A 25,010-nucleotide genomic window follows, 5' to 3' on the forward strand; every position below is an offset into this window, starting at 1 on the left:
CGTTGGTCAGAAATCCTTGCTTTCCAAGGCGAACAACTGCTTCGAATGCTCCTGGATGCTCATGATCTGGTAGTCGTTGCGCTTGACCGCCTCGATGGCCAGCAGCACCGCGGAGAACTCGGTGATGGTGGTGAACTGCGGCAGGTCGGCGGCGATGGCGGCGGCGCGGATGGAGTATCCGTCGGAACGCGAGCCTCTCGAGTTCGGCGTGTTGAGGATCATGTCGATCGCGCCTTCCTCGATGAGTTCGACGACGTTCTTGCCGACGGATCCCTCGGCGTGCACGACCTGCACCGGAGCCTCGGGGTCGGAGTCCACGCGGGTGGAGATCTTGTCCACGATCTTCGATTCGATGCCGTAGCGGCGCAGCACGGACGCAGTGCCCTCGGTCGCCCAGATGGTGAATCCGAGCTCGACGAGACGCACGGCCATGAGCGGCAGCTGGCGCTTGTCGGTGTCGTTGACGGAGATGAACACGTTGCCGTGGGTGGGCAGGCCTCCCTCATAGGCGGCGAGCTGGCTCTTGGCGAACGCGTGCGGGAAGTCGCGGTCGAAGCCCATGACCTCGCCGGTGGAGCGCATCTCCGGTCCGAGCAGGATGTCGACGGTCTTTCCGACGGGCGTACGGAAACGCTTGAACGGCAGGACGGACTCCTTGACCGCCACCTGCTGGCCGCGGTGCATGACGCCGCCGTCGCCCTTGGGCAGCAGCAGACCGTTGGCGCGCTGGTCGGCGATGGTCTCCCCCGCCATGATGCGGGCGGCGGCCTTGGCCAGCGCCACGCCGGTGGCCTTGGAAGCGAACGGCACGGTGCGGGAGGCGCGCGGGTTGGCCTCGATGACGTACAGGGTGTTGGCCATGAAGGCGTACTGCACGTTGATCAGGCCCTGAACGTTGCAGCCCTTGGCGATGGCGTAGGTGCCCTCGCGCAGACGACGGATCTGGTCGTCGGACAGCGTGGACGGGGGCAGGGTGCAGGCGGCATCGCCGGAGTGCACGCCGGCCTCCTCGATGTGCTCCATGATGCCGCCGATGTACAGCTCCTCGCCGTCGAACAGGGCGTCGACGTCGATCTCGATGGCGTCCTGGAGGAACTTGTCGATGAGCAGCGGCGAGGGCAGACGTCCGGAGACGACCGTATCGGCCTGGGCTTCGGCCAGGGCTCGGTTCACGTACTTCTCGAGCTGCGCGTCATCGTAGACGATCTCCATGCCGCGGCCGCCGAGCACGTAGCTCGGACGCACGAGCACGGGGTAGCCGATGTTGCGCGCGGCCTCCTGGGCCTCCTCGAGGCTGAGCGCGGTGCCGTAGCGCGGCGCGTTCATCTTCGCCTTCTTGAGCACCTCGCCGAACAGCTCGCGGTTCTCCGCCAGGTCGATGGCCTCCGGGGTGGTGCCGAGGATCGGCACGCCCGCGGCCTTGAGGCGCGCGGCGAGCGAAAGCGGCGTCTGGCCGCCGAGCTGCACGATGACGCCCTTGACGGGCCCCATCCTCTTCTCGGCCTCGTAGATCTCGAGCACGTCCTCGAAGGTGAGCGGTTCGAAGTAGAGACGGTCGGAGATGTCGTAGTCGGTGGACACGGTCTCCGGGTTGCAGTTGACCATGATCGTGTCATAGTCCTTTCCGAGCTCCTGCACCGCGTGTACGCAGGTGTAGTCGAACTCGATGCCCTGGCCGATGCGGTTCGGGCCGGAACCGAGGATGATCACGGCCTCGCGTTCGCGCGGCTTGACCTCGCTCTCGTCCGCGTAGCAGGAGTAGTAGTACGGCGTGGCCGCGTCGAATTCGGCGGCGCAGGTGTCGACCGTCTTGTACACGGGCTTGAGACCGTAGGTCCAGCGCAGTTCGCGGATGGTGTTCTCGCCCTCGTCGCCCAGATTGCGCAGGTGCGCGATCTGCAGGTCGGACAGGCCGGCGAGCTTGGCGCGGCGCAGCAGCTTGCGCGTGAGCGTCTCGGCCTCACGCACCGCCTGAGCGGTCTCGTTGATGAGCGTGAGCTGCTTCAGGAACCACGGGTCGATCTTGGTGGCGGCGTACAGCTGCTCGATGGTGGCGCCGCCCCAGATGGCGCGCATGATCTGGAGGTAGCGGTGCTCGGTGGGCACGTGCACGGCCTTGAGCAGATCGGCGACCTCCTCGGCGGAGGGCTTGTCGCCATCCCAGCTGAAGCCCATGTGACGCTTGTCGATGGAACGCATGGCCTTGCCGAGGGACTCCTGGAAGTTGCCGGCCAGGGCCATGGCCTCGCCGACGGACTTCATCGACGTGGTCAGGGTCGGGTCGGCGCCCGGGAACTTCTCGAACGCGAAGCGCGGCACCTTGGTGACGACGTAGTCGATGGTCGGCTCGAAGGAGGCGGGCGTGGACTGGGTGATGTCGTTGCGGATCTCGTCGAGCGTGTAGCCGAGGGCCAGCTTGGTCGCGATCTTGGCGATCGGGAAGCCGGTGGCCTTCGAGGCGAGTGCGGACGAGCGGGAGACGCGCGGGTTCATCTCGATGACGATGATGCGGCCGGTCTCGGGGTGGATGGCGAACTGGATGTTGCAGCCGCCGGTGTCGACGCCGACGCCGCGGATGATGGCGATGCCGATGTCGCGCAGCTTCTGGTATTCACGGTCTGTGAGCGTGAAGCAGGGAGCCACAGTGATGGAATCGCCGGTGTGCACGCCAACGGGGTCGACGTTCTCGATCGGGCAGACGACCACGACGTTGTCCTTGCGGTCGCGCATGAGCTCGAGCTCGAATTCCTTCCAGCCCTCGATGCCTTCCTCGATGAGGACCTCGTCGGTCGGCGAGTAGTGGATGCCCGCACCGGCGATGCGGTGGAGCTCCTCCTCGTCGTGCGCGATGCCGGAGCCGAGACCGCCCATGGTGAAGCTCGGGCGGACGACCAGCGGGTAGCCGAACTCCTCGGCGATGCGGTCCACTTCGGCGAGCGTGTGCGCGATGCGGGAACGTGCGGATTCGGCGCCAGCCTCGTCGACGACCTTCTTGAACAGCTCGCGGTCCTCGCCGCGGTCGATGGCCTCAAGGGACGCTCCGATGAGCTCGACACCGTACTTCTTGAGCACGCCGGCCTCGCCGAGGGCCATGGCCGCGTTCAGCGCGGTCTGGCCGCCGAGGGTGGGCAGGAGCGCGTCGGGGCGTTCCTTGGCGATGATCTGCTCGAGGATCGGCGTGGCGATCGGCTCGATGTAGGTGGCGTCGGCCATCTCCGGATCGGTCATGATGGTGGCCGGGTTGGAGTTGACGAGGATGACGCGGATGCCTTCCTCCTTGAGGACGCGGCATGCCTGGGTGCCCGAGTAATCGAACTCCGCCGCCTGACCGATGACGATCGGGCCGGATCCGATGACCATCACGGATTTGATGTCGGTGCGCTTCGGCATATCACTTACCTTCCTTGGAGTTGGTGCGCTCTGCGCGCGGGTTGTTCTTCATGAGCTCGCAGAAACGGTCGAACAGGTAGGCTGCGTCGTGCGGGCCGGCGGTGGCCTCCGGGTGGTATTGGACGGAGAACGCGGGGATGTCCACGCACTGAAGTCCTTCGACCACGTCGTCGTTGAGGTCGATGTGGCTGACGAACACCTTGCCATACCTGCCGTCCTCGAACGGAGCGTCGACGGTCTCGCCGATCGGCGCGTCGACGGCGAAGCCGTGGTTGTGCGCGGTGATCTCGATCTTGCCGGTGGTCATGTCCTTGACCGGCTGGTTGATGCCGCGATGACCGAACTTCAGCTTGTAGGTGCCGAAGCCGAGCGCACGGCCGAGCAGCTGGTTGCCGAAGCAGATGCCGAAGAACGGGTAGCCGGCATCGAGGACCTTGCGCAGCAGCTCGACCTCCGGACCGGCCTGTTCCGGATCGCCCGGGCCGTTGGAGAAGAAGACGCCGTCCGGGTTGAGCTCCTCGATCTCCTCGAACGTGATGGTGGAGGGCACGACGTGCACGCGGCATCCACGTTCGGCCATGCGGTGCGGGGTCATGCCCTTGATGCCGAGGTCGACGGCGGCCACGGTGTACAGCGGCTCCTTGCCCTCGTATTCGCCGCACGGTTCGATGGTGTAGGTCTCCTTGGTGGACACCTCGTCGTACAGGCTCAGACCCTGCATCTGCGGGGTGTCCTTGACACGGGCGAGGAGCTCATCGAGCTCCCTCACGTGGCCGGAGTCGTCCACGAGGGCGTCGCCGGAGAAGATGCCGGCGCGCATGACGCCCGCGGAACGCAGGTGACGTACGAGCTTGCGGGTGTCGATGTCGGCGAGGCCCACGATGCCGTTAGCCACGAGATCGTCGTCGAGGCTGCCTTCGGCACGCCAGTTGCTCACGTTCGGGGAGGGTTCGCGTACCACATAGCCGGCCACCCAGATGCGGGAGGACTCCGGGTCCTCATGGTTGACGCCGGTGTCGCCGATGTGCGGGAAGGTCTGCACGACGATCTGGCGGTCGTAGCTTGGATCGGTGAGCGTCTCCTGATAGCCGGTCATGCCGGTGGCGAACACGATCTCACCCGTGGTCGCACCGCGGGCACCGTATGGCTCTCCCACGTACACCTGGCCGTCCTCCAGCACAAGGACCGCGTCGTCCTTGGAATAGTTTGCGTTCTCGCTCACCAAAACCCCCTTTGTGATCACTCGGGTTATCCGTAACTTAGGTTATCGGCCAGCGCAGACTCACACGCCGCGTGTGCGGTATGCGTCCGATGCGCCGGCTGCGGCCGCGTTGGTGCGGCCATCGCGTCGTCGTGCGACGCGTCCGCTCATGAAAACGCCTCCCGTGTTGCGGGGAGGCGTTTGAAGCAATGACTAATCGATCGGCTTTTCCTTGGCCGTGCAGATGGCGGACAGCAATCCGTGGATGAACGCGGGCGAGTCGTCGTCGCACAGCGTCTTCGCGAGGGACAGCGCCTCGTCGATGGCGACCTTGTCCGGCACCTCGTCGTTGAAGAGAATCTCCCATGCGGCGATACGCAGGATGTTGCGGTCGACGACACCCATGCGCTTGACCTTCCACCCGGTGGAGTGCTCGTCCAGGGTGGAGTCGATGTCGGCGATGTGCTCGGCGACGCCTTTGACGATGTCGATGGCGTACTCCGGCAGCGGCGTCTGCGCGCCAGGCGTCTCGATGCGCTCCTCCAGAAGGGAAAGGATGTCCTGTCCCTTCTCGTCCGCTTCGTACAGCGTGTTCAGAGCCCTTTTTCGTGCGGTGGAACGTGCCATGCCTCTGCTGGTCCTTCTTCTTGGTGCTGGTCTGCCGGTCTGCTGTTGGCCTGATGCGGTCGAATCAGTTCTCGCGGCCCAGGTAGGAGCCGTCGGTGGTGTTGACCTTGACCTTCTCGCCTTCGTTGATGAACAGCGGGACCTGGATCTCGGCGCCGGTCTCGACGGTGGCGGGCTTGGTGCCGGCGTTGGAACGGTTGCCCTGCAGGCCGGGCTCGGTGTGGGTGATGGTCAGGACCACAGACGCCGGCAGCTCGACGCTCAGCGGGGTCTCGTCGTGGAAGGAGACGATGCAGTCGGTGCCTTCGAGCAGGAACTTGGTGTCGACGAGGGACTTCGGCACGTAGACCTGGTCGTAGGTGGTCATGTCCATGAAGACCAGGTTGTCGCCATCCTCGTAGGAGTACTGGAGGTTGCGGTTGTCGACGGTCTCGAACTCCATCTTCATGCCCGCGTTGAAGGTCTTGTCGACGATCTTGCCGGACAGGACGTTCTTGATGGTGGTGCGCACGAAGGCGGGGCCCTTGCCCGGCTTGACGTGCTGGAACTTGAGGACGGTCCACAGCTGGCCGTCGAGGTTCAGGACGGATCCGTTCTTGATGTCATTGGTAGTCTGTGCCACGATTCTCACCTATGTTTCTAGTGTCGAGGGCTTACCCAAAATTTGCCTTGGCTATTATGCCATCACCCCTCTACCGCGACACGGCGGCGAGGATGATAAGAACACGGTCGGTTTCCTTGCCCGGAGGCGTAGGACATCTCCACAAACGGCCGAATATACAAATGGGTCCCGGAACCAAAGTGGTTCCGGGACCCATTCAGCACGCTAGTTCAAGCGCGTCGCGAAGATCGCTCCGATGTGAATCAGGCGAGGATCTTGGTGACACGGCCCGAGCCGACGGTGTGGCCACCCTCACGCACGGCGAAGGTGAGGCCCTCCTCCATGGCGATGGGCTGGATCAGCTCGACGGTGAAGGTCGCATGATCGCCCGGCTGGACCATCTCGACGCCTTCCGGCAGCTCGATGACGCCGGTGACGTCGGTGGTGCGGAAGTAGAACTGCGGACGGTAGTTGGAGAAGAACGGCGAGTGACGGCCACCCTCGTCCTTGGTGAGGACGTAGACCTCACCCTCGAACTTGGTGTGCGGGGTCACGGTGCCGGGGGCAGCCACGACCTGGCCACGCTCGACGTCCGTACGGCCGAGGCCACGGAGGAGCAGACCGGTGTTGTCGCCGGCCTCGCAGGCGTCCATCGTCTTGTGGAAGGTCTCGATGGAGGTCACGGTGGTGTTCTGGGTCGGACGGATGCCGACGATCTCGACCGGGGAGTTGACGGCCAGCTGGCCACGCTCCACACGGCCGGTGACGACGGTACCACGGCCGGAGATGGTGAAGACGTCCTCGATCGGCATCAGGAACGGCTTGTCGAGGTCGTGGACCGGGGTCGGGATGTACTCGTCGACGGCGTCCATGAGCTTCTTGATCTGCTCGACCCAGTGCTCGTGATCCGGGGCGTCATCGTGCAGGGCGCCGTAGGCGGAGACGTGGATGACCGGGCAGTCGCGATCGAAGCCGTTCTCGTCGAGCAGGTCACGGACCTCTTCCTCGACGAGCTCGATGAGCTCCTCATCGTCGACCATGTCGCACTTGTTCAGGGCGACCAGGATCTTCGGGACACCGACCTGACGGGCGAGCAGGACGTGCTCGCGGGTCTGGGCCATCGGGCCGTCGGTGGCGGCGACCACGAGGATGGCGCCATCCATCTGGGCGGCACCGGTGATCATGTTCTTCACGAAGTCGGCGTGGCCCGGGCAGTCCACGTGAGCGTAGTGACGCTTCGCGGTCTGGTACTCGATGTGGGCGATGTTGATGGTGATACCGCGGGCGGCCTCTTCCGGAGCGGAATCGATCTGGTTGAAGTCGTACTCCGGGTTGACATCCGGGAACTCCTCGTGCAGCACCTTGGAGATGGCCGCGGTCAGAGTGGTCTTGCCGTGATCGACGTGGCCGATGGTACCGATGTTAACGTGCGGCTTAGTACGCTCGTACTTTTCCTTTGCCATTACTTTGTCCTCCTGGACGTTTCGTAGGGTTACTGGGTTTCTGGGTTTCGTGCCACATTGATGAGCCAGAACCCAGTCAGCGGTACACGATATTACCGCTGACTGGAGACGTGACGCAAATCAACGTAGCTACGCGTGTCACTCGCCGCGCTGGGCCTTGATGATCTCGTCGGAGACGCTCTTCGGCACCTCGGCGTAGGAGTCCATCTGCATGGTGAACATGGCGCGGCCCTGGGTCTTCGAACGCAGGTCGCCGATGTAGCCGAACATCTCGGACAGCGGGACCTTGGCGTCGATGACCTTGACGCCGGTGGCGTCGGTCATGGACTGGATGTTGCCACGGCGCTGGTTGAGATCGCCGATGACTTCGCCCATGTACTCCTCCGGAGTACGGACCTCGACGGCCATGATCGGCTCGAGGATGACCGGCTTGGCCTTCGGGGCGGCTTCCTTGAAGCACATGGAGCCCGCGAGCTTGAAGGCCATTTCGGAGGAATCGACCGGGTGCATCTGGCCATCGGTGACGGTGGCCTTGACGCCCACCACCGGGAAGCCTGCGAGGATGCCGGATTCCATGGCTTCCTTGACGCCCGCCTCGATGGAGGGGATGAACTCCTGGGAGATGTGGCCGCCGGTGACGGCGTTCTCGAACTCGAAGGTCTTGCCCTCGGTAGTCTCGAGCGGCTCGAAGTTCATCAGGACCTTCGCGAACTGGCCGGAACCACCGGTCTGCTTCTTGTGCGTGTAGCCCTGGTCCATGACGGCCTTACGGATGGTCTCGCGGTAGGCGACCTGCGGCTTGCCCTGGGTGCACTCGACCTTGAACTCGCGACGCATACGGTCGACGATGATGTCGAGCTGAAGCTCGCCCATGCCGGCGATCAGGGTCTGGCCGGACTCCTCGTCCGTGGTGACCTGGAACGTCGGATCCTCTTCGGCCAGCTTGGCGAGGGCGATGCCCATCTTCTCCTGGTCGGCCTTGGTCTTCGGTTCGACGGCCACCTGGATGACCGGCTCCGGGAAGGTCATGGAGTCGAGGGTGATCGGAGCGTCGATGGCGCACAGGGTGTCGCCGGTGGTGACGTTCTTGAGGCCCACGAAGGTGTAGATGTTGCCGGCTTCGGCGGCATCCACCGGGTTCTCCTTATCGGCGTGCATCTGGAAGATCTTGCCGACGCGTTCCTTCTTCTCACGGGTGGAGTCGAGCACGGAATCGCCCGGCTTGACGGCGCCGGAGTAGACGCGCACGAACACGAGCTTGCCGTAGAACGGGTGGGTGGAGATCTTGAAGACCAGCGCGGAGAACGGATCGGTCGTGACCGGCTTGCGGTCGATCTCGACGGACTCGTCGCCGGGCTTGTAGCCCTTGATGGCCGGCACGTCCTCCGGGGACGGCAGGTAGTCGACGACGCCGTCCAGCATCGGCTGGACGCCCTTATCCTTGAAGGCGGAGCCGCAGAAGACCGGGAAGGCCTTCTTGGCGATGGTGAGCTCACGCACACCCGCGCGAATCTCTTCCTTGGTCAGCTCGCCGGACTCGAAGAACTTGTCCATGAGTTCGTCGTTCGCCTCGGCGGCGGCCTCGACGAGCGCCTCGTGGTATTCCTCGGCCTTGTCGGCGAGATCGGCCGGGATGTCGGTGACGTCGTACTTGGCGCCGAGGCCCTCGGTGCCGTTCCAGACGTAGGCCTTCATCTCGACGAGGTCCACCACGCCGGCGAAGTCGTTCTCGGCGCCGATCGGCAGCTGCATGACGATCGGGTTGGCGCCCAGCTTCTCCTTGATGGTGTCGACGGAGTAGTAGAAGTTCGCGCCGAGCTTGTCCATCTTGTTGATGAAGCAGATGCGCGGCACGCCGTACTTGTCGGCCTGACGCCACACGGTCTCGGACTGCGGCTCCACGCCTTCCTTGCCGTCGAAGACGGCGACGGCGCCATCGAGCACGCGCAGGGAGCGCTCCACCTCGGCCGTGAAGTCCACGTGGCCCGGGGTGTCGATGATGTTGATCTGGAACTTGTCCTTGGTGTCGTGGGACTGACGGTTCCAGAAGCAGGTGGTGGCGGCGGACTGGATGGTGATGCCGCGCTCCTGCTCCTGCGCCATGAAGTCCATCGTCGCGGCGCCATCATGCACCTCGCCGATCTTGTAGCTCTTGCCGGTGTAGTACAGAATACGCTCGGTGGTGGTGGTCTTACCGGCATCGATGTGAGCCATGATGCCGATATTGCGGATCATGTGAAGATCCGAAAGGACGTCTAGCGCCATGAGTTTTCCTTAACTCTCGTTCTACTTGAATTACCAGCGGTAGTGGGCGAAGGCCTTGTTGGCCTCTGCCATCTTATGAGTATCCTCGCGACGCTTGACAGAAGCGCCGAGGCCGTTGGAGGCGTCCAGGATCTCGTTGGCGAGACGCTCGGCCATGGTCTTCTCGCGACGGGCGCGGGAGAAGTCGGTCAGCCAGCGCAGGGACAGGGTGTTCGCGCGGTTCGGCTTGACCTCGACCGGCACCTGGTAGGTGGCGCCGCCGACTCGGCGGGAACGCACCTCGAGGGACGGACGGATGTTGTCCAGGGCGCGCTTCAGCACGGCCACGGGCTCCTGATCGGTCTTCTCCTTGACCATGTCGAGCGCGGAGTACACGATGTCCTCGGCGATCGACTTCTTGCCGTCAAGCAGGATCTTGTTGATGAGCTGCGCCACGACGGTCGAACCGTAGATCGGATCGGGCAGCACCTGATGCTTCTTGGAGGGTCCTTTACGTGACATATCTCTTACTTCGCCTTCTTTGCTCCGTACAGGGAACGACCCTGCTTGCGGTCCTTGACACCCTGGGTATCGAGCGCGCCACGCACGATGTGGTAGCGCACGCCCGGCAGATCCTTCACACGGCCGCCGCGCACGAGCACGATGGAGTGCTCCTGCAGGTTGTGGCCCTCGCCCGGGATGTAGGCGGTGACTTCCACGCCGGAGGACAGGCGCACACGGGCGACCTTACGCAGAGCCGAGTTCGGCTTCTTCGGGGTGGTGGTGTAGACACGGGTGCACACGCCGCGGCGCAGCGGGCTGCCCTTGAGCGCCAAAGTCTTCGACTTCTTCGGCTTCGGCGAACGTCCCTTACGGACGAGCTGTTCGATAGTAGGCAACTTGAATTCTCCGATTCAGTGTTATCTCTTGTTTCCGTGAGGCCCGCAGCATCGTGAGCCACACTTCCCCTGGATTCCGGAAACCAATCCGAATCGGAAAGTAAGCCACGGTCCACCGGCCCGATGGCCCGCCCCTCTCTCGCCGCCGCATTGCTGCGCGCGATCCAAACGATTCGCGGGATATCCCGACCCGCACGCCTGTCACATAAGGCATGCCGTCGGCACACACGAATATCCATGATACGGAGACCCTGGACGACGACACGCCACAATCTGGAATCCCCATCCGCTACCCGATGCCACGGCGCCGGGCGACGCGGGATATGCGAAACCCCCGAGGTGATGCCTCGGGGGTTTCCCTGGGGTGGCTAACGTGGCTCGAACACGCGACCTTCTGAACCACAATCAGATGCTCTACCAACTGAGCTATAGCCACCATGTGGTGTCTCCGACCGGCTTGCACCGGTTGTTGACAACAGGTGGTTACTGTACACGAGTTTCGAAGCCTGTCCAAACTCGGCGTGTCGCACTGTGCAATCAACCACGGTTTGTTCGTTTCATTTCCGTAAAAACGGAATCGTGTTCGTTTTTGTTTGTTTGTATGATACGCGCTCAGCATTACTGCCCGTTATGTTTTCAGCGTGTCAAGCTTGTTTTTATGTTCACTTATGATGTATACTGCAAATCGAAGGCCGGAGTTTAAGATCGGCCGAGGATTCGGCAGGTCGCAACGAAGCGCAGAACGTCGTAAGACCGCAAGCGCAACGCCTTCGATATAAGTGAAGAACAACAGAACAGAGCGAACATTGGTTCGCAACGAGGCGCGGCAAGGACATACGGCGATCGCCGGGCCGCGATGAACGAGATGGCTGTGTACTGTGTGAATGGATGGCGGCAGGCGCCGGGCAATGCGGTCCGCACCGTGCCGCACAGGTAGATGGAAACGACGTACCATCCCTTCCCCATACGATGGCCCCGGAACTTTTCCCTTCGGTTCCGGGGCCATCTTCTTCCTTCCTTCCCCTCTCGCGCATGCGCATGACGCCACGCCGCGCGTCGTACGCATGCGGCCCCGGCCGGGGCATACACTCGTTCTCATGCTTTCCTTCGAAAACGATTATTCGCGCGCCGCGCACCCCGCGATTCTGGACGCGCTCACCCGCATCAACGACGGCCTCTACCCCGGATACGGCTCCGATGGAATCTGCGAGTCCGCCAGGGCGAAGATCCGTGCCGCGTGCGGCGTCCCGGAAGCCGACGTCTGGTTCCTCGTCGGCGGCACGCAGGCCAACCAGGTCGTCATCGATGCCGTCACCCCTCCATACGCGGGCGTGGTCACCGTCGAATCAGGACACCCGAACGTGCATGAGGCCGGTGCCATCGAATACTCCGGGCACAAGGTCCTCACGCTCCCCCACCACGACGGCAGGATGGACGCGGACGAGCTCGATGAGTATTGCGCCACGTTCTACGCGGACGCCAACCATGAGCACATGGTCTTCCCCGGCTGCGTATACGTCTCCATCTCCACCGAATACGGCACGATGTACACCAAGGCGGAGCTGGAGCGTCTCGCCGAGGTCGCACACCGATACGACATGCCGCTCTTCATCGACGGCGCGCGCCTCGGATACGGCCTGACCTCCACCGGATGCGACATGACGCTGCCCGACCTCGCCCGCATCGCCGACGTCTTCACCATCGGCGGCACCAAGGTCGGTGCGATGTTCGGCGAGGCGGTGGTCTTCACGAACCACGGCGCATTCGGCAAGGCGCCACGCCACTTCCTCACGCTCGTCAAGCAGCACGGGGCGCTCCTGGCCAAGGGGTTCCTGCTCGGCGTGCAGTTCGACACGCTGTTCACCGACGACCTGTACTTCCACATCGCACGCAACGCCAACCAACAGGCGGACCGCATCCGCAAGGCGCTGCGCGACAAGGGATACACGCTCACGTTCGAGGCGCCCACGAACCAGATCTTCGTCACGCTGGACCAGCAGACCATCGACCGGCTGTCGGAGCACGTACGTCTCGGCTTCATGGAGAAAGCCGACGACACGCACACGGTGATGCGCATCTGCACCAGCTGGTCCACCACGGACGAGGAGACGGACGCGCTCATCGCGCTGCTGTGACGCGTCGGTCGGCGCAAGGCCGCGTCGGTCCGCATCAGCTGTCGGCGATGGCCTCGCGCTCCATATCGACGAACCGGTGGACGGACGCCTCCACCGAATAGTGTTCGCGCGTGTGCTCCGCGTACCGGGCTCCCCAACGCGCGAGCTCGTCCGGATGATCGATCCACCAGTCGATGCGCCGGGCGAGGATCGCAGCATCCCGCACGGGGAACAGTGATTCGTCCAGCAGCGCGAACTGGCTCGCCGCGGACAGCTCCGATGCCGCGATCACCGGGACGAGTCCGCAGGCCATCGCTTCGATGACGCTCACCGATTCGATGTCCGCGATCGAGCAGTGCACGAACAGGTCGCAGGACCTGAGCAGGGCGGGCATGTCGGCGTTGCGGTGGAACCCGATGTCGGCTCTGCGCTTGAGACGCCGGTTCGCACGGAAGGTGAGGTACCGCTTCAACGGCCCGGTGCCGGCGATGACGAGCTGGATGTCGCTGGCGTGCCGGCTCATCGAAATCGCCTTGATGAGCGTGATCTGGTCCTTCTCATGGGCGAGTCGCCCGGAGGCGACGACACGGAACGGCACATGCGCGGGCGCCGACGGGTCCAACGGTCTGCGCGCGGTGAACCGCGGCGAATACCCGTTGGAGATCACATGCATCACGCCCTTGTACCCGTGTTCGCGCAGCAGGCTCGCGGTCATCTCGGTGGGCGTGTGGACGTGGCCGACACGCTTGTAGAGCCACTGGCGGAACAACCAGTACAGGAAACGCTCCATACCGGGGATGTAGCGCAGCGGCCCGGCGGAGTACAACACGTTCTCCGGCTGGAGGTGGAATCCCGCCGTCACCGGAATGCCCATCTGGCGGGCGACCTTCGCGGCGCGGCGACCGAACTTGAACGGCATGTAGATGTGCACGACGTCGACGCCGTCGAATGCGGCGCGGAACAGGGTGTCGCTCGGTTCGGCGAACTGCATCTGCTGCTTGGCGGCGACCCACGAGACCAGCGGCACCCTGTTCACGCGCGCCGGGAATTCCGGCGCGCCGATGCCGACCAGCCGCACGTGGTGTCCCTGACGCTCCAGTTCCGCGGCCCATTGCAACGCCGAATTGGAGGTGCCGTTGCCCTGGTTGCCGACCGTATCGACCACCAGCGCGATGGTCAACGGCCGGTCGATGCTCTCCTCATGCTCTGCTTCATCTCCGTGTTCACGCATTGCTCCAGTCTACGTCGCCTACGACAGGGCTCCGGCGATGCGGGACACGGCGGCGTACAGATCGCCTTCGGGGCGCAGCAGGCTGAACCGCACGTAGCCGTCCGAATGCGGCCCGAAACAGGAGCCGGGGATGACGGCCACACCGGCATGTTCCAGCAGCCACGACGTGAATCCGTCGGACGTGCCGTGTCCTTCGGGCACCCGCGCCCAGAGGAACAGGCCGCCCCGGACCTCGGTCACGTCCAGTCCGGCCTCGCGCAGTCCCTCGCCGAGCACCTCCGCGCGATGGCCATAGGTCACGGCCAGCCGGGAGACCGAGCGCAGGTCGCTCTGCAGCGCGACGGCGCCCGCCTGCTGGACGACGCTCGGTGCGAGCACGGTGGTCTGACGGTGCACGGCCTTCGCGGCGGCGAGGATATCGGCGTTGCCGGCGATCCATCCACCACGCCAGCCGGCCACCATGAACATCTTCGACAGGGAGCCGAGCTCGACGGCGACATCCATGGCTCCGGGCGTCTCGAGAATGCTGGGAGAGGGGTCTCCGCCGAATTCGATGCCCGCGTACGCGAAATCGTTCATGATTGCGAAGCGGTGCGCATGGGCGAGCGCGACGGCCTTGCCGTAGAACTCCGGCGTGGCGACCGCGCCGGTGGGGTTGTTCGGGTAGTTGAGGATCAGGAGTTTCGCACGGTCCCACAAGGCCGGATCGACGGCGTCGAGGTCGGGCAGGAACCCGTGCGCCGGATCGGCGGGAATCGGCACGAAACGGCCTTTGGCGATGGCGGTGGAACCCTCGTACTGCGGGTAGTACGGGTCGACGGCCACAACCACGTCGTCTTCGTCGATCAGCGCGTCGATGACGGTGGAGATGCCGACGGACGCGCCGGCGACGGCAAGCAGCTGCGTACGCGCAGCGAGCGTCACGTCGTAGCGTTCCGCGTACCAGTCGCGTATCGCGGCGAGGTATTCGGGGACGCCGTCGAACGGCGGGTAACGGAAGAAGGAGGGGTCGTGCGCGGCGTGGGCGAGCGCGTCCTGCATGAACGAGGGAGGAGCACCGTCCGGATTGCCTTTGGACAGGTCGATGATGCGCCGACCGGCGCGGACCGCCGCCGCGACGCGGGCGTCGGCTTCGGCGAACGGGTTCGGTGGCAGTCCCGCCGCCCTTCGTGAAATCAGGTTTCCGATGAGCGGCGGATTGTCGTTCCCCATTGTCTCTCCCCGCGGGTCCCTTGAACGTTGGCCCGATCGTCTGTTTCGATCGATCGGTGACACCCACCGTACGCCCCGGCGGCACGCGCGGCCACGGCGTGTCTATACGCGGTATTTATGGAGGGTTATCAGGACGCGTCCGACGGATGAAATCGTCTTCCGACCGGTGCCGCGGGTCCCATGGCGGGGAGGGGCCGGCGTGGCGCGGCGCGGCGCGATGCGACAATGTGTCGCATGACCGATAGCGTGAACGTTTCCTCTGATTCCCCGTCCACTTCCTTCTCCCCCGCCGATTGCCGCGGGCGCGTGCTGGGCACGCCGCTCGGCGCGCATCCGACGCGCGTGCTGTTCCTCGGTTCGGGCGAGCTCGGCAAGGAGGTGACGATCGAGCTCATGCGGCTCGGCGCGTGGGTGTGCGCGGCCGATTCGTACGCGGGCGCGCCGGCGCAGCAGGTCGCGCATGAGGCCCGCGTGCTGGACATGGCGGACGCCGGCAAGCTGCGCGCCCTGCTCGACGAGGTGCGGCCCGACATCGTCGTGCCGGAGGTGGAGGCGATCGCCACGTCCGAGCTGGCCGACGCGGCCGCCCGCGGCATTCAGGTGGTGCCGAGCGCCGAGATCGCGGCGACCTGCATGGACCGCGAACGTCTACGCGTCATCGCGCATGAGGAGTTGGGATTGCCGACCACGCCGTACCGTTTCGCCGGTTCGCTCGAGGAGCTGCGCGAGGGGGCCGCGACGGTGGGGTATCCGTGCGTCGTCAAGCCGGTGATGAGTTCGTCCGGCCACGGCCAGTCGGTGGTGCGTTCGGCCGATGCGATCGACGCCGCGTGGACCGAGGCGCAGGAGGGTCGTCGCGCCGCCGGCGAGGGGGGCGTGTCTCGTGTGATCGTCGAGGCGCTGGCGCCGCTCGACTACGAGCTGACCGTGCTGACGGTCTCGTCGTCGGCCGGCATCGTGACGTGCGCGCCGATCGGACAGCGTCAGGAGTCGGGAGACTACCGCGAATCCTGGCAGCCGGCGACGGCTTCCGACGCCGTGCTGGCGACGGCCGGCCGCATCGCGCGCACGGCCGTCGAGGGGCTGGTCGCGAAGGCGAGGACAAGCGGCGAGACCGGCTGGGGCGTGTTCGGCGTGGAGCTGTTCGTACTGACCGACGGATCGGTGCTGTTCAACGAGGTGTCCCCGCGTCCGCATGACACGGGCATGGTGACGATGGCCTCGCAGCGCCTGAGCGAGTTCGCGCTGCATGCGCGCGCGATCCTCGGTCTGCCGATCACGGAGGGGCATGTGGCGCTGTCGATGCCCGCCGGCTCCGTGGCGGCGAGCCATGCGATCGTGGTCGCCGGCGACGGCGAGGCGGAGTTCTCGAATCTTTCCGGAGCGCTGGCCGAGCCGGGCACCGACCTGCGTGTCTTCGCCAAGCCGGAGGTGCACGGCCATCGCCGCATGGCGGTCGCGCTGGCTATCGGAGGCTCCGCGGACGAGGCCCGCGTCAAGGCGGCCCGCGTGGCCGATGCGCTCGACATCGAGGTGCGGTGAGTCCCACGGAAACGATGCGCTGCACGGCGGCGTCGTTATCCCCGGCGATTGGTACCCTTTTACCGTTAGTTCACCCAGATATTCCACTCCTGAAAGGCGAGTAATGGAGAAACTGGAAATGCTCTACAAGGGCAAGGCCAAGAAGATGTACGCAACCGACGACCCCGACGTGCTGTGGGTCGAATACATGAATCAGGCGACCGCCGGCAACGGCGCGAAGAAGGCCCAGATCGAAGGCAAGGCCAACCTGAACAACCACATCACCTCCGTCATCTTCGACCTGCTCAAGGCCCGCGGCGTGGACAGCCACTTCATCAAGCGTCTGTCCGACACCGAGCAGCTGGTGAAGAAGATGGACATGTACCCGCTCGAGATCATCATGCGCAACACCGCGGCCGGCTCCTTCGCCAAGCGCTATGGCGTCGAGGAGGGCACGCCCCTCAAGAAGCCGATCCTCGAGTTCTGCCTCAAGTCCGATGATCTGGGCGACCCGTTCATCAACGACGACGGCATCGTGGCCCTCGGTCTCGCGACCGAAGAGGAGCTCGCGGAGATCTCCCGCATCGCCCGCGCCGTCAACGAGGGGCTCAAGGACATCTTCTCCAAGATCGACGTGCAGCTCGTGGACTTCAAGATCGAGGAGGGCAAGACCTCCGACGGCACCATCCTGCTCGCCGACGAGATCACCCCGGATACCTGCCGTCTGTGGGACCTCAAGGACAAGTCCGGCAAGATCGAGCACCTCGACAAGGACCTGTTCCGCCGCGACCTGGGCAACATCATCCCCGCGTACGAGGAGATCTACGGTCGCCTGGTCAAGCTGGCCGAGGCCGAAGGCATCGAACGCGCCGAATGATTCTTCCGCTGGCTCCCCTTTCATGACTTCATGAGGGGAGCCAGCTCGTTTTCCCGCATAAGACTTCCAAGACGACTTCCACCAAGGAAAGGATCCCCTATGGTTTTCCGCGTGTACGTGGAGAAGAAGCCCGGCTTCGACGTCGAGGCCCAGCAGCTCGGCACCGAGCTCAAAACCATCCTCGGCATCACGGGGCTGAAGCACATCCGCATCGTCAACCGCTATGACGTCGAAGGCATCGACAAGGCCCTGTTCGACAAGGCCACGCCGACCGTCTTCAGCGAGCCGCAGGTGGACGACGTGTACGCCGACCTGCCGGAGTTCGGCGAGGCGTCCGTGTTCGCCACCGAATTCCTGCCCGGCCAGTTCGACCAGCGCGCCGACTCCGCCGCCGAATGCATCCAGCTCATCTCGCAGGGCGAGCGTCCGGTCGTCCGCTCCGCCAAGCTGTACGCCCTCGAAGGCGATCTGACGGACGCGGACGTCGAGGCGATCAAGCATTACGTCATCAACCCGGTCGAGGCGCGTGAAGCGTCGCTCGAGACGAAGAAGACGCTGAAGACCGCCGTGCCGACCCCCGGCAAGGTCGAAGTCATCGCCGGATTCAACGAGATGGACGCCGAGGCCGGCCAGCGGTTCATCGACGAGCGCGGCCTCGCCATGGACCTCGCCGACCTCGAGTTCTGCCAGAAGTACTTCTCCGAAGCCGGACGCGAACCCACAATCACCGAGATCAAGGTGATCGACACCTACTGGTCCGACCACTGCCGCCACACGACGTTCGGCACGATCCTGACCGACGTCGCCATCGACGACGACGTGGTCAAGGCCGCGTTCGAACGCTATCTGGAGCTGCGCCGCGAACTCGACCGCGAAGAGAAGCCCCTGTGCCTGATGGACATGGGCACGATCGGCGCGAAGTGGCTCAAGAAGAACGGCATCCTCACCGGCCTCGACGAGAGCGAGGAGATCAACGCCTGCACCGTCAAGGTGAAGGTGGACGTCAACGGCCACGACGAGGACTGGCTGTTCCTGTTCAAGAACGAGACGCACAACCACCCCACCGAGATCGAGCCGTTCGGCGGCGCGGCCACCTGCATCGGCGGCTGCATCCGCGACCCTCTGTCCGGCCGTTCCTACGTGTACCAGGCGATGCGCGTGACCGGTGCCGCCGACCCGACCGTGCCGGTCTCCGAAACGCTTGAGGGCAAGCTCCCCCAGCGCAAGCTCGTGACGACCGCCGCCGCCGGATACTCCTCCTACGGCAACCAGATCGGTCTCGCCACCGGTCAGGTCAACGAGATCTACCACCCCGGATACGTGGCCAAGCGCATGGAGGTGGGCGCGGTCGTGGCCGCCACTCCGGCGGACCACGTACGCCGCGAGACCCCCGCTCCCGGCGACAAGGTCATCCTCCTGGGCGGTCGCACCGGCCGCGACGGCATCGGCGGCGCGACCGGCGCCTCAAAGGCGCACAACGTCGAATCGCTCGAACTCGACGGCGCCGAGGTGCAGAAGGGCAACGCGCCGGTCGAACGCAAACTGCAGCGCCTGTTCCGCCGCGGTGACGCCTGCCGTCTCATCAAACGCTGCAACGACTTCGGCGCCGGCGGCGTGTCCGTGGCGGTCGGCGAGCTGGCCGACGGCCTGTACGTGAACCTCGACACCGTGCCGAAGAAGTACGAGGGTCTCGACGGTACCGAACTGGCAATCTCCGAATCGCAGGAGCGCATGGCCGTGGACGTCGCGGCCGAGGACGTCGACGAGTTCCTGGGCTACGCGCGCGAGGAGAACCTCGAGGCGACGGTGATCGCCACCGTGACCGAGGACCCGCGCATGGTGATGACCTGGAACGGCGACGAGATCGTGAACCTCTCGCGCGAGTTCCTCGCCTCCAACGGCGCCCCGAAGCACCAGTCGGTGCACGTCGAGGTCCAGCAGGCGTACGAGACGCCGGCCGCATGGCGTTCCGGCTCCCTCTCCGACCGCATGCACGCCCTCGTCACCGACCTCAACGTGGCCTCCAACAAGGGCCTGTCGGAGCGCTTCGACTCGACGATCGGCGCGGGCACCGTCCTCATGCCGTTCGGCGGCGTCAAGCAGCTCACCCCGAACGAGGCGATGGTCGCCAAGTTCCCGGTGTTCGGCGAGACCACCACCGCCTCCGCGATGGCTTGGGGCTTCAACCCGTACATCATGGAGAAGAACCAGTTCACCGGTGCCTACCTGTCCGTCGTCGAATCGCTGGCCAAGCTGGTCGCGGCGGGCTTCGAGCACGAGAAGGCTTATCTGAGCTTCCAGGAGTACTTCGAGAAGCTGCGCGACGAGCCGGAACGCTGGGGCAAGCCGACGGCCGCCGTGCTGGGCGCGCTGATGGCGCAGATCGACCTCGGCGCCGGCGCCATCGGCGGCAAGGATTCGATGTCCGGCTCGTTCGAGGCGCTTGACGTGCCGCCGACGCTAATCTCCTTCGCCGTCGCCGTGGGCAGCATGAAGCGCGCCACCTCCCCCGAGTTCAAGGGCGCCGGCCACCGCGTCGTGCGCATCGCGCCGCGCTACCTGGCCGACGGCCTCACGCCGGACAAGGACGCGCTGCTCGACGCGTTCGGCCTGGTCGAGGAACTCACCGATTTCGGCACCGCGCTGGCCGTGTCCACTCCGGGCTACGGCGGCACCGCCGAGGCGCTGTTCAAGATGACCGTCGGCAACGGCATCGGACTGACCCTGAACGACGACATCGCCCTCGACGACCTGTTCGCGCCGGCCTACGGCTCGTTCATCGTCGAGCTCAAGGACAACGAGAAGATCCCGGCCGTCTCCAACCTCGTCGAGGTGGGCGAGATCGGTGTGACCTCCTCGGAGTACGAGTTCGTCGCGGGCGGCGAGACCATCGACCTCGCCGAGCTGCAGAACGCGTGGGAGGGCGGCATCGAGTCCGTGTTCCCGTACCGTTCCCACGGCACCGAGAAGACCGAGACCGTCGAGACCGTCGACTTCCACGCCGAATCCGCCGGTGTGAAGAAGACCGTGTACACCGGTGCGGGCGTGGCCAAGCCGCGCGTCATCATCCCCGTGTTCCCGGGCAACAACTGCGAGTACGATTCCGCGGCCGCGTTCGAACGCGCCGGCGCCGAGGCGCACACGCTGGTCGTCAACAACCTGACGCCCCAGGCCGTGGCCGAGTCCGCCGCCAAGCTGGTCGAGGAGATCAACAAGAGCCAGATCGTGATGATTCCGGGCGGCTTCTCCGGCGGCGACGAGCCGGACGGCTCCGCCAAGTTCATCACCGCGTTCTTCCGCGCCCCGGCCGTCACCGAGGCGGTGCGCGACCTGCTCAAGAACCGCGATGGCCTGATGCTCGGCATCTGCAACGGCTTCCAGGCGCTCATCAAGCTGGGTCTGGTGCCGTTCGGCGACATCGTCGACATGACCGCCGAGTGCCCGACGCTGACGTTCAACACGATCGGCCGTCACCAGAGCCGCCTCGTGCGCACGCGCGTGGCGTCGGACCTGTCCCCTTGGCTCGCGAAGACTTCCGTGGGCGACGTGCACACGGTCGCCATCTCCCACGGCGAGGGCCGCTTCGTAGCCTCCGACGAGGTGCTGGCGCAGCTCAAGGCCAACGGCCAGATCGCCACGCAGTACGTGGACGAGTCCGGCGTTCCGGGCATGGATCTCGCGGTGAACCCGAACGGTTCGATGCTCGCCGTCGAGGGCATCACCAGCCCGGACGGCCGCGTGTTCGGCAAGATGGGTCATTCGGAGCGTTCCGGCAACGGTCTGTACGTGAACGTCCCGGGCGACAAGTACCAGCCGCTGTTCGAGGCCGGCGTCGAGTACTTCGCCGCGTGATGATCTAGCGTCCGTATGGACAAAAGGGAGACCTTCGGGTCTCCCTTTTGTCGTATGTTCAGGCCGGTCCGGTTCCCCGTTTTCGTCCGATCGGAATCGGGAACCGGCGCCCTGTTCACATGGACACCGGGTTCCCCGGTATTCCGCCGCTGCGAGGAATCATCGACGTTCGGTGATGCGCGGTTCCGGTTCCCGATTCCGGGACGCCGGGAATCGGGAACCGGCGGATACGAAAAAAGGGAGAGGCTCTAGGCCTCTCCCTCATGCGACTGGGATCGTCACGACTTCGGCTCGGTGGTGGTCACGTTCACCGTGTAGCCGTCCGTTTCGGACAACGCTCCGAACAGCAGCTTCCTGACGACCTCCTTGCCGTGCTCGTTGGCCGATTTCAGCAGCTCCGACCGGTCCAGATCCTTCTCGCACTGCTTCTTCGCCACGTCCAACGCCTTCTTGGTGTCCTCGGCATCCATCTGATTCAACGGCGTCGACGACTTGTCGAAGAAACGCAGCTTATCGGAGTCGATGGAGATCGATTGGACCGTGGGAGCGGGAAGCGTCACGTCGACCGTCTTGTCCTTGACCTCGATCTTCGCCTTGGACAGGTCGAAGCCGGCGCGTGCCTCATAGATGTAGAACATCGTGAACTGCTTCGTGGTGAAGACCGTATTGCCGTCCTTGTAGGTGACGAACCCGTAGTCGCGCTCCACCATCGTGGTGAGATCCTGGACCTCCTCCAGCTGCCGATGGACGACGTCGTTGGTGATCGATGCCTCCTTCGGCACGAAGATCTTGTAGGTGGTCACACCACCGACGGCGACCAGCACTACCGCCAGCATCGCGTAGATGACGGCCTTAATCTTCCAGTTCCACCATCCGCGCTTTTTGGTTCTGCGTACGTAGTCCAGTGGGTTCTTCTCATCGATTTTCTGCTGTTCGGTCATAATCCTCCATGATTACAGATACCCGCGATTACGTAGATACGTCTCGTAATCGCGGGTATGGGTTTTCGTTTCCATTGTTTTTATGCCGTCCGTGGCCGTCCCCCATCGCGGGGCGGGACGGCCACGGACCGTGGGTCGGTCGATGGACTTGGGGACGTCAGTCCTCGACCTCGTAGTCGCTGACGGATACCTTGACCTGTGCGGCGTCGTTGGTGCTCATCGCCTCGAATTTGACCTTCTCGCCCTTGGGCCAGCTGGACGTCGAGGCGTACGTCTCCTCGACCTTCACGCCATCGGCGCCGTAGAGGGCGACCAGCAGGGTCACGCTGCCGAAGTCGATGCCGGTCGTGTTCTCGATGACCGCCGAATAGTTGTACATGCCGTATCCGTCATCGGTCTTCTCGAAGGTGGTCGAGGAGATCAGGTTGTTGAGCGCGTCCTCCGTCTCGGTCTTCTTCTGCACGGACGAGCCGTTGGCGACGATGTCGTTCAGCGATTCCTGATATTTCTCGTCCACCTTCAGGCCGTAGTCGTCGACGAAGGTCTTGAGCAGCGCGGAACGCTTGTCGTAGACCTTCGTCCACTGTTCCGTATAGTCGGCGCTCATGTACGAGTTGTTCTTCACGACGTCCATCGAGTCGTCCAGAAGGTTGAGGTAGACGATCACGTTCTCCTGCAGTTTGGAGTCCTTGAACTGCCGTGACTTCAACCCCTTGTCGGTGTCGATCTCCGCTTGGACGGCGGCCTTGACGTACTCGCTGGAGTCGTCCTCGTTCTTCTGCTCGTACTGCTCGATGACGTCGGACCGCTTCTGGAAGCCCTCGGCGATGATGCTCATCGCCTCGTCGTCGGCGTAGTCCGGGCCCTCGTCCTTCGTCTGGGCGGAGGACGAGCAGGCGGCCAGCCCGATGGTCATCGCGAGGCACACCGTCGCGGCGGCGACCGTCCGTCCGCAGGCGCGGATGCGTGATGCCAATGTGTTCATCGTGATGTTCCTTTCCGTTGTGTCGATGCGAGTGGCTCCGCGTCCGCCGATGCTCGCGGCTCCGGGGCCGCGGTCCTCTCCACTCCCCCCATGTTCCGTATGGGAGGCCCTCTCGGGCGGGCCGGTGGGATTGGCCGGACCGTCTGCGTCGGCGTTCCCGTCGCCCTCCCGTTGCCGTGCGAGGTCGCGGGCGGCGTCGTCGACCGCCCTGAGTCCCCGTAGTATGGTCGTTGCCAATTGCGCGAACATGATGCGTCATTCATTCCCTTTCCGACGTGTATCCTCCGGCTTCCGCGCGCGATTCCGGGATTGGAACCGTGCGGCCGGCAGACCCGTCGTTGCAGGGCGTGTTTTTTTCGCGAGCTTCGTCCCTTGGCCGTCCACGGGCGCGGCCGTTCCGTCGTCCCATCGGGTGTCCCCTCGGATTCCGGACCGGCCGTTATTCGTCACTTTCAGCATGAAACAGCGGAAATATGCTGTCAATGACGTACGATGTTATAAAAATGGTCATTTATCAGGAAGTAAAATACCTTGGATGATATAACCCGACATCGCGCGGCCACATGGCGCCGACGACTGAAGTCGTGCATGGAGGAACGGGGGCTCACCCAGCTCGCCTTCGTCGGCGAGCTCAACCGCCAGTACCTCACCCGTTACCATCAGAAGGACGTGAGCCGGTGGCTCAACACCGGCAACCGCACGTCGTCGGGCGAGATCGGGTTCCCCAAATACGAGACGATGGCGATGATCGCCGATTTCTTCGACGTGGACGTGGGATACCTCACCGGCGAGACCGACCGGAGGACCTTCACCCTGGATCGGGTGTGCGACTACGTCGGACTCGACGCCGCGTCGGTCGAGGCGGTCCGGCATTGGATCGGCGGGACGAGCGACAGCGACGGCGGCACGGTGCGTCGATACCGCGCGGACACCTTGGACCGGTTCCTCTCATCCCGGGAATTCACCGAACTCGCCTCGAAGCTAACGACCCTGCACGAGATGTCGACGATATGGAACGAGGACCCCGGCAAGTTCGGCATGCTCATGGACTCGCTGGCCGCCGACAGCGAGCTGCCGGTCGGCTTCACGCTGGAGCTCATCGTCGGCGCGTTCTACGGCATGGCCAGCGAATCCTTCTCCCGGCTCGTGCGCGAGGCGTATCCGGCGCCGACCCGGCTCGACGGCGGCGGGGTTCCGGGGCCGGATTCGGAGCGCGGCTAGGATGAGGGGCATGACGGGGATACCGAGCGTCGACGGACGGGAACGGGGGCGTGGAGACGGATGGAGAACGACGGGCGTCTGACGCATGTCGAGCATGGGTTCGGACCGGTGTGGGACGCGAAGTCGCGTGTGCTGGTGCTGGGATCGATGCCGAGCCCGAAGTCGCGCGAGGCGTCGTTCTACTACATGCACCCGCGCAACCGGTTCTGGCCGGTGATGGAGGCGGTGTTCGCCGATCCGTCCGATCCGGGAGACCGCGTCGGGGACACGGCGGAATCACGGCGTACGTTCGCGTTGCGGCATCATGTGGCATTGTGGGACGTCATCGCCTCGTGCGACATCATCAGGGCGTCCGACGCGAGCATCCGCAACGCGGTGCCGAACGACATCAAGCCGTTGTTGGCAAACGCGTCCATCACGCACGTGCTCACGACGGGCATGAAGGCGGCGCAGCTGTACCGCCGTCTCATCGCGCCGGGATTGGCGGCGACGGGCTTCGACGTGCCGATGACGCCGCTGCCGTCGACGAGCCCGGCGAACGCCTCGATGAACCTTGCACGGCTGACCGCGGTCTACCGGAGGGCGTTCCGGGCCGCTGGGCTGCCCGTCGGCCTACCGTGATGCACACGCG

Annotated in this window: 18 protein-coding genes and 1 tRNA gene; 6 read left to right on the forward strand and 13 right to left on the reverse strand. The window is 64.6% G+C overall.

Annotated elements, in window-relative coordinates; all coding sequences use genetic code 11:
- Nucleotides 1-6: 6 nt before the first annotated feature.
- The 9 genes from carB to KIH78_RS05680 form a co-directional block, all read right to left on the reverse strand.
- The gene (carB, locus tag KIH78_RS05640; RefSeq protein WP_214312564.1) at nucleotides 7-3,390 is read right to left on the reverse strand and encodes a carbamoyl-phosphate synthase large subunit; all 3,384 of its coding nucleotides are present in this window, start codon (nucleotides 3,388-3,390) and stop codon (nucleotides 7-9) included.
- A gap of 1 nt (nucleotide 3,391) precedes the next feature.
- Nucleotides 3,392-4,612, reverse strand: a complete 1,221-nt coding sequence (gene carA, locus KIH78_RS05645) for a glutamine-hydrolyzing carbamoyl-phosphate synthase small subunit (RefSeq protein ID WP_338024120.1) — start codon at nucleotides 4,610-4,612, stop codon at nucleotides 3,392-3,394.
- Between the two features lie 192 nt (nucleotides 4,613-4,804).
- On the reverse strand, nucleotides 4,805-5,218 hold the full coding sequence (gene nusB, locus KIH78_RS05650; RefSeq protein WP_214312574.1) for a transcription antitermination factor NusB: 414 nt from the start codon (nucleotides 5,216-5,218) through the stop codon (nucleotides 4,805-4,807).
- A 64-nt stretch (nucleotides 5,219-5,282) separates the two neighbouring features.
- Nucleotides 5,283-5,840: an elongation factor P gene (efp, locus tag KIH78_RS05655; RefSeq protein ID WP_214312576.1), complete on the reverse strand. Its 558-nt coding sequence runs from the start codon at nucleotides 5,838-5,840 to the stop codon at nucleotides 5,283-5,285.
- 242 nt (nucleotides 5,841-6,082) lie between these two features.
- On the reverse strand, nucleotides 6,083-7,282 hold the full coding sequence (gene tuf / locus KIH78_RS05660) for an elongation factor Tu (protein WP_214312578.1): 1,200 nt from the start codon (nucleotides 7,280-7,282) through the stop codon (nucleotides 6,083-6,085).
- A gap of 138 nt (nucleotides 7,283-7,420) precedes the next feature.
- Nucleotides 7,421-9,547, reverse strand: coding sequence for an elongation factor G (gene fusA, locus KIH78_RS05665; RefSeq protein ID WP_214312592.1), 2,127 nt, complete (start codon nucleotides 9,545-9,547; stop codon nucleotides 7,421-7,423).
- Between the two features lie 30 nt (nucleotides 9,548-9,577).
- A complete protein-coding gene (gene rpsG, locus KIH78_RS05670) occupies nucleotides 9,578-10,048 on the reverse strand; it encodes a 30S ribosomal protein S7 (protein ID WP_214312600.1) in 471 nt (156 codons plus the stop codon).
- Nucleotides 10,049-10,053: 5 nt separating this feature from the next.
- Complete coding sequence (gene rpsL / locus KIH78_RS05675; RefSeq protein ID WP_094667405.1) at nucleotides 10,054-10,425, reverse strand: 30S ribosomal protein S12; 372 nt, start codon at nucleotides 10,423-10,425, stop codon at nucleotides 10,054-10,056.
- Nucleotides 10,426-10,785: 360 nt separating this feature from the next.
- Nucleotides 10,786-10,861: transfer RNA gene (locus KIH78_RS05680), tRNA-His, on the reverse strand.
- A gap of 661 nt (nucleotides 10,862-11,522) precedes the next feature.
- Between KIH78_RS05680 and KIH78_RS05685 the strand changes: the two genes are divergently transcribed.
- Nucleotides 11,523-12,560, forward strand: coding sequence for a threonine aldolase family protein (locus KIH78_RS05685; protein ID WP_219131602.1), 1,038 nt, complete (start codon nucleotides 11,523-11,525; stop codon nucleotides 12,558-12,560).
- A gap of 34 nt (nucleotides 12,561-12,594) precedes the next feature.
- Here the strand turns inward: KIH78_RS05685 and KIH78_RS05690 are convergent, their stop codons facing one another.
- Complete coding sequence (locus tag KIH78_RS05690) at nucleotides 12,595-13,770, reverse strand: glycosyltransferase (protein WP_219131603.1); 1,176 nt, start codon at nucleotides 13,768-13,770, stop codon at nucleotides 12,595-12,597.
- Nucleotides 13,771-13,788: 18 nt separating this feature from the next.
- Nucleotides 13,789-14,982: a pyridoxal phosphate-dependent aminotransferase gene (locus KIH78_RS05695; protein WP_219131604.1), complete on the reverse strand. Its 1,194-nt coding sequence runs from the start codon at nucleotides 14,980-14,982 to the stop codon at nucleotides 13,789-13,791.
- A 234-nt stretch (nucleotides 14,983-15,216) separates the two neighbouring features.
- On the opposite strand from KIH78_RS05695, the gene purT reads away from it, so the two are divergent.
- The 3 genes from purT to KIH78_RS05710 all read left to right on the forward strand — a co-directional run bounded on the left by purT (nucleotide 15,217) and on the right by KIH78_RS05710 (nucleotide 21,232).
- On the forward strand, nucleotides 15,217-16,524 hold the full coding sequence (purT, locus tag KIH78_RS05700) for a formate-dependent phosphoribosylglycinamide formyltransferase (RefSeq protein WP_219131605.1): 1,308 nt from the start codon (nucleotides 15,217-15,219) through the stop codon (nucleotides 16,522-16,524).
- A gap of 103 nt (nucleotides 16,525-16,627) precedes the next feature.
- Nucleotides 16,628-17,380 carry a phosphoribosylaminoimidazolesuccinocarboxamide synthase gene (gene purC / locus KIH78_RS05705; RefSeq protein ID WP_214312610.1) on the forward strand — a complete coding sequence of 251 codons (753 nt, stop codon included), beginning with the start codon at nucleotides 16,628-16,630 and terminating at the stop codon, nucleotides 17,378-17,380.
- A 99-nt stretch (nucleotides 17,381-17,479) separates the two neighbouring features.
- Nucleotides 17,480-21,232, forward strand: a complete 3,753-nt coding sequence (locus KIH78_RS05710) for a phosphoribosylformylglycinamidine synthase (RefSeq protein ID WP_219131606.1) — start codon at nucleotides 17,480-17,482, stop codon at nucleotides 21,230-21,232.
- Between the two features lie 278 nt (nucleotides 21,233-21,510).
- On the opposite strand, the gene KIH78_RS05715 is transcribed toward KIH78_RS05710, so the two are convergent.
- Nucleotides 21,511-22,173 carry a DUF4230 domain-containing protein gene (locus KIH78_RS05715; RefSeq protein ID WP_219131607.1) on the reverse strand — a complete coding sequence of 221 codons (663 nt, stop codon included), beginning with the start codon at nucleotides 22,171-22,173 and terminating at the stop codon, nucleotides 21,511-21,513.
- Between the two features lie 157 nt (nucleotides 22,174-22,330).
- On the reverse strand, nucleotides 22,331-23,158 hold the full coding sequence (locus KIH78_RS05720) for an FxLYD domain-containing protein (protein ID WP_236034445.1): 828 nt from the start codon (nucleotides 23,156-23,158) through the stop codon (nucleotides 22,331-22,333).
- A 588-nt stretch (nucleotides 23,159-23,746) separates the two neighbouring features.
- Here KIH78_RS05720 and KIH78_RS05725 point away from each other — a divergent pair.
- Both KIH78_RS05725 and KIH78_RS05730 read left to right on the forward strand, forming a co-directional pair.
- Nucleotides 23,747-24,379, forward strand: a complete 633-nt coding sequence (locus tag KIH78_RS05725; protein ID WP_214312626.1) for an XRE family transcriptional regulator — start codon at nucleotides 23,747-23,749, stop codon at nucleotides 24,377-24,379.
- A 60-nt stretch (nucleotides 24,380-24,439) separates the two neighbouring features.
- Nucleotides 24,440-25,000 carry a DNA-deoxyinosine glycosylase gene (locus KIH78_RS05730; RefSeq protein ID WP_219131608.1) on the forward strand — a complete coding sequence of 187 codons (561 nt, stop codon included), beginning with the start codon at nucleotides 24,440-24,442 and terminating at the stop codon, nucleotides 24,998-25,000.
- Nucleotides 25,001-25,010 lie beyond the last annotated feature (10 nt).

Source organism: Bifidobacterium saguinibicoloris (assembly GCF_019331725.1).
In the GTDB taxonomy this organism is placed as follows: Bacteria; Actinomycetota; Actinomycetes; order Actinomycetales; family Bifidobacteriaceae; genus Bifidobacterium; species Bifidobacterium saguinibicoloris.

Bases quoted from the DNA above. Each gene is read 5' to 3' on its own strand.
- rpsG (WP_214312600.1), bottom strand. From the start codon at position 10,048: ATGTCACGTAAAGGACCCTCCAAGAAGCATCAGGTGCTGCCCGATCCG.
- nusB (WP_214312574.1), bottom strand. From the start codon at position 5,218: ATGGCACGTTCCACCGCACGAAAAAGGGCTCTGAACACGCTGTACGAA.
- purC (WP_214312610.1), top strand. From the start codon at position 16,628: ATGGAGAAACTGGAAATGCTCTACAAGGGCAAGGCCAAGAAGATGTAC.
- KIH78_RS05720 (WP_236034445.1), bottom strand. From the start codon at position 23,158: ATGAACACATTGGCATCACGCATCCGCGCCTGCGGACGGACGGTCGCC.
- KIH78_RS05725 (WP_214312626.1), top strand. From the start codon at position 23,747: ATGGAGGAACGGGGGCTCACCCAGCTCGCCTTCGTCGGCGAGCTCAAC.
- carB (WP_214312564.1), bottom strand. From the start codon at position 3,390: ATGCCGAAGCGCACCGACATCAAATCCGTGATGGTCATCGGATCCGGC.
- KIH78_RS05690 (WP_219131603.1), bottom strand. From the start codon at position 13,770: ATGCGTGAACACGGAGATGAAGCAGAGCATGAGGAGAGCATCGACCGG.
- tuf (WP_214312578.1), bottom strand. From the start codon at position 7,282: ATGGCAAAGGAAAAGTACGAGCGTACTAAGCCGCACGTTAACATCGGT.
- KIH78_RS05685 (WP_219131602.1), top strand. From the start codon at position 11,523: ATGCTTTCCTTCGAAAACGATTATTCGCGCGCCGCGCACCCCGCGATT.
- purT (WP_219131605.1), top strand. From the start codon at position 15,217: ATGACCGATAGCGTGAACGTTTCCTCTGATTCCCCGTCCACTTCCTTC.
- KIH78_RS05730 (WP_219131608.1), top strand. From the start codon at position 24,440: ATGGAGAACGACGGGCGTCTGACGCATGTCGAGCATGGGTTCGGACCG.
- KIH78_RS05710 (WP_219131606.1), top strand. From the start codon at position 17,480: ATGGTTTTCCGCGTGTACGTGGAGAAGAAGCCCGGCTTCGACGTCGAG.
- fusA (WP_214312592.1), bottom strand. From the start codon at position 9,547: ATGGCGCTAGACGTCCTTTCGGATCTTCACATGATCCGCAATATCGGC.
- KIH78_RS05715 (WP_219131607.1), bottom strand. From the start codon at position 22,173: ATGACCGAACAGCAGAAAATCGATGAGAAGAACCCACTGGACTACGTA.
- KIH78_RS05695 (WP_219131604.1), bottom strand. From the start codon at position 14,982: ATGGGGAACGACAATCCGCCGCTCATCGGAAACCTGATTTCACGAAGG.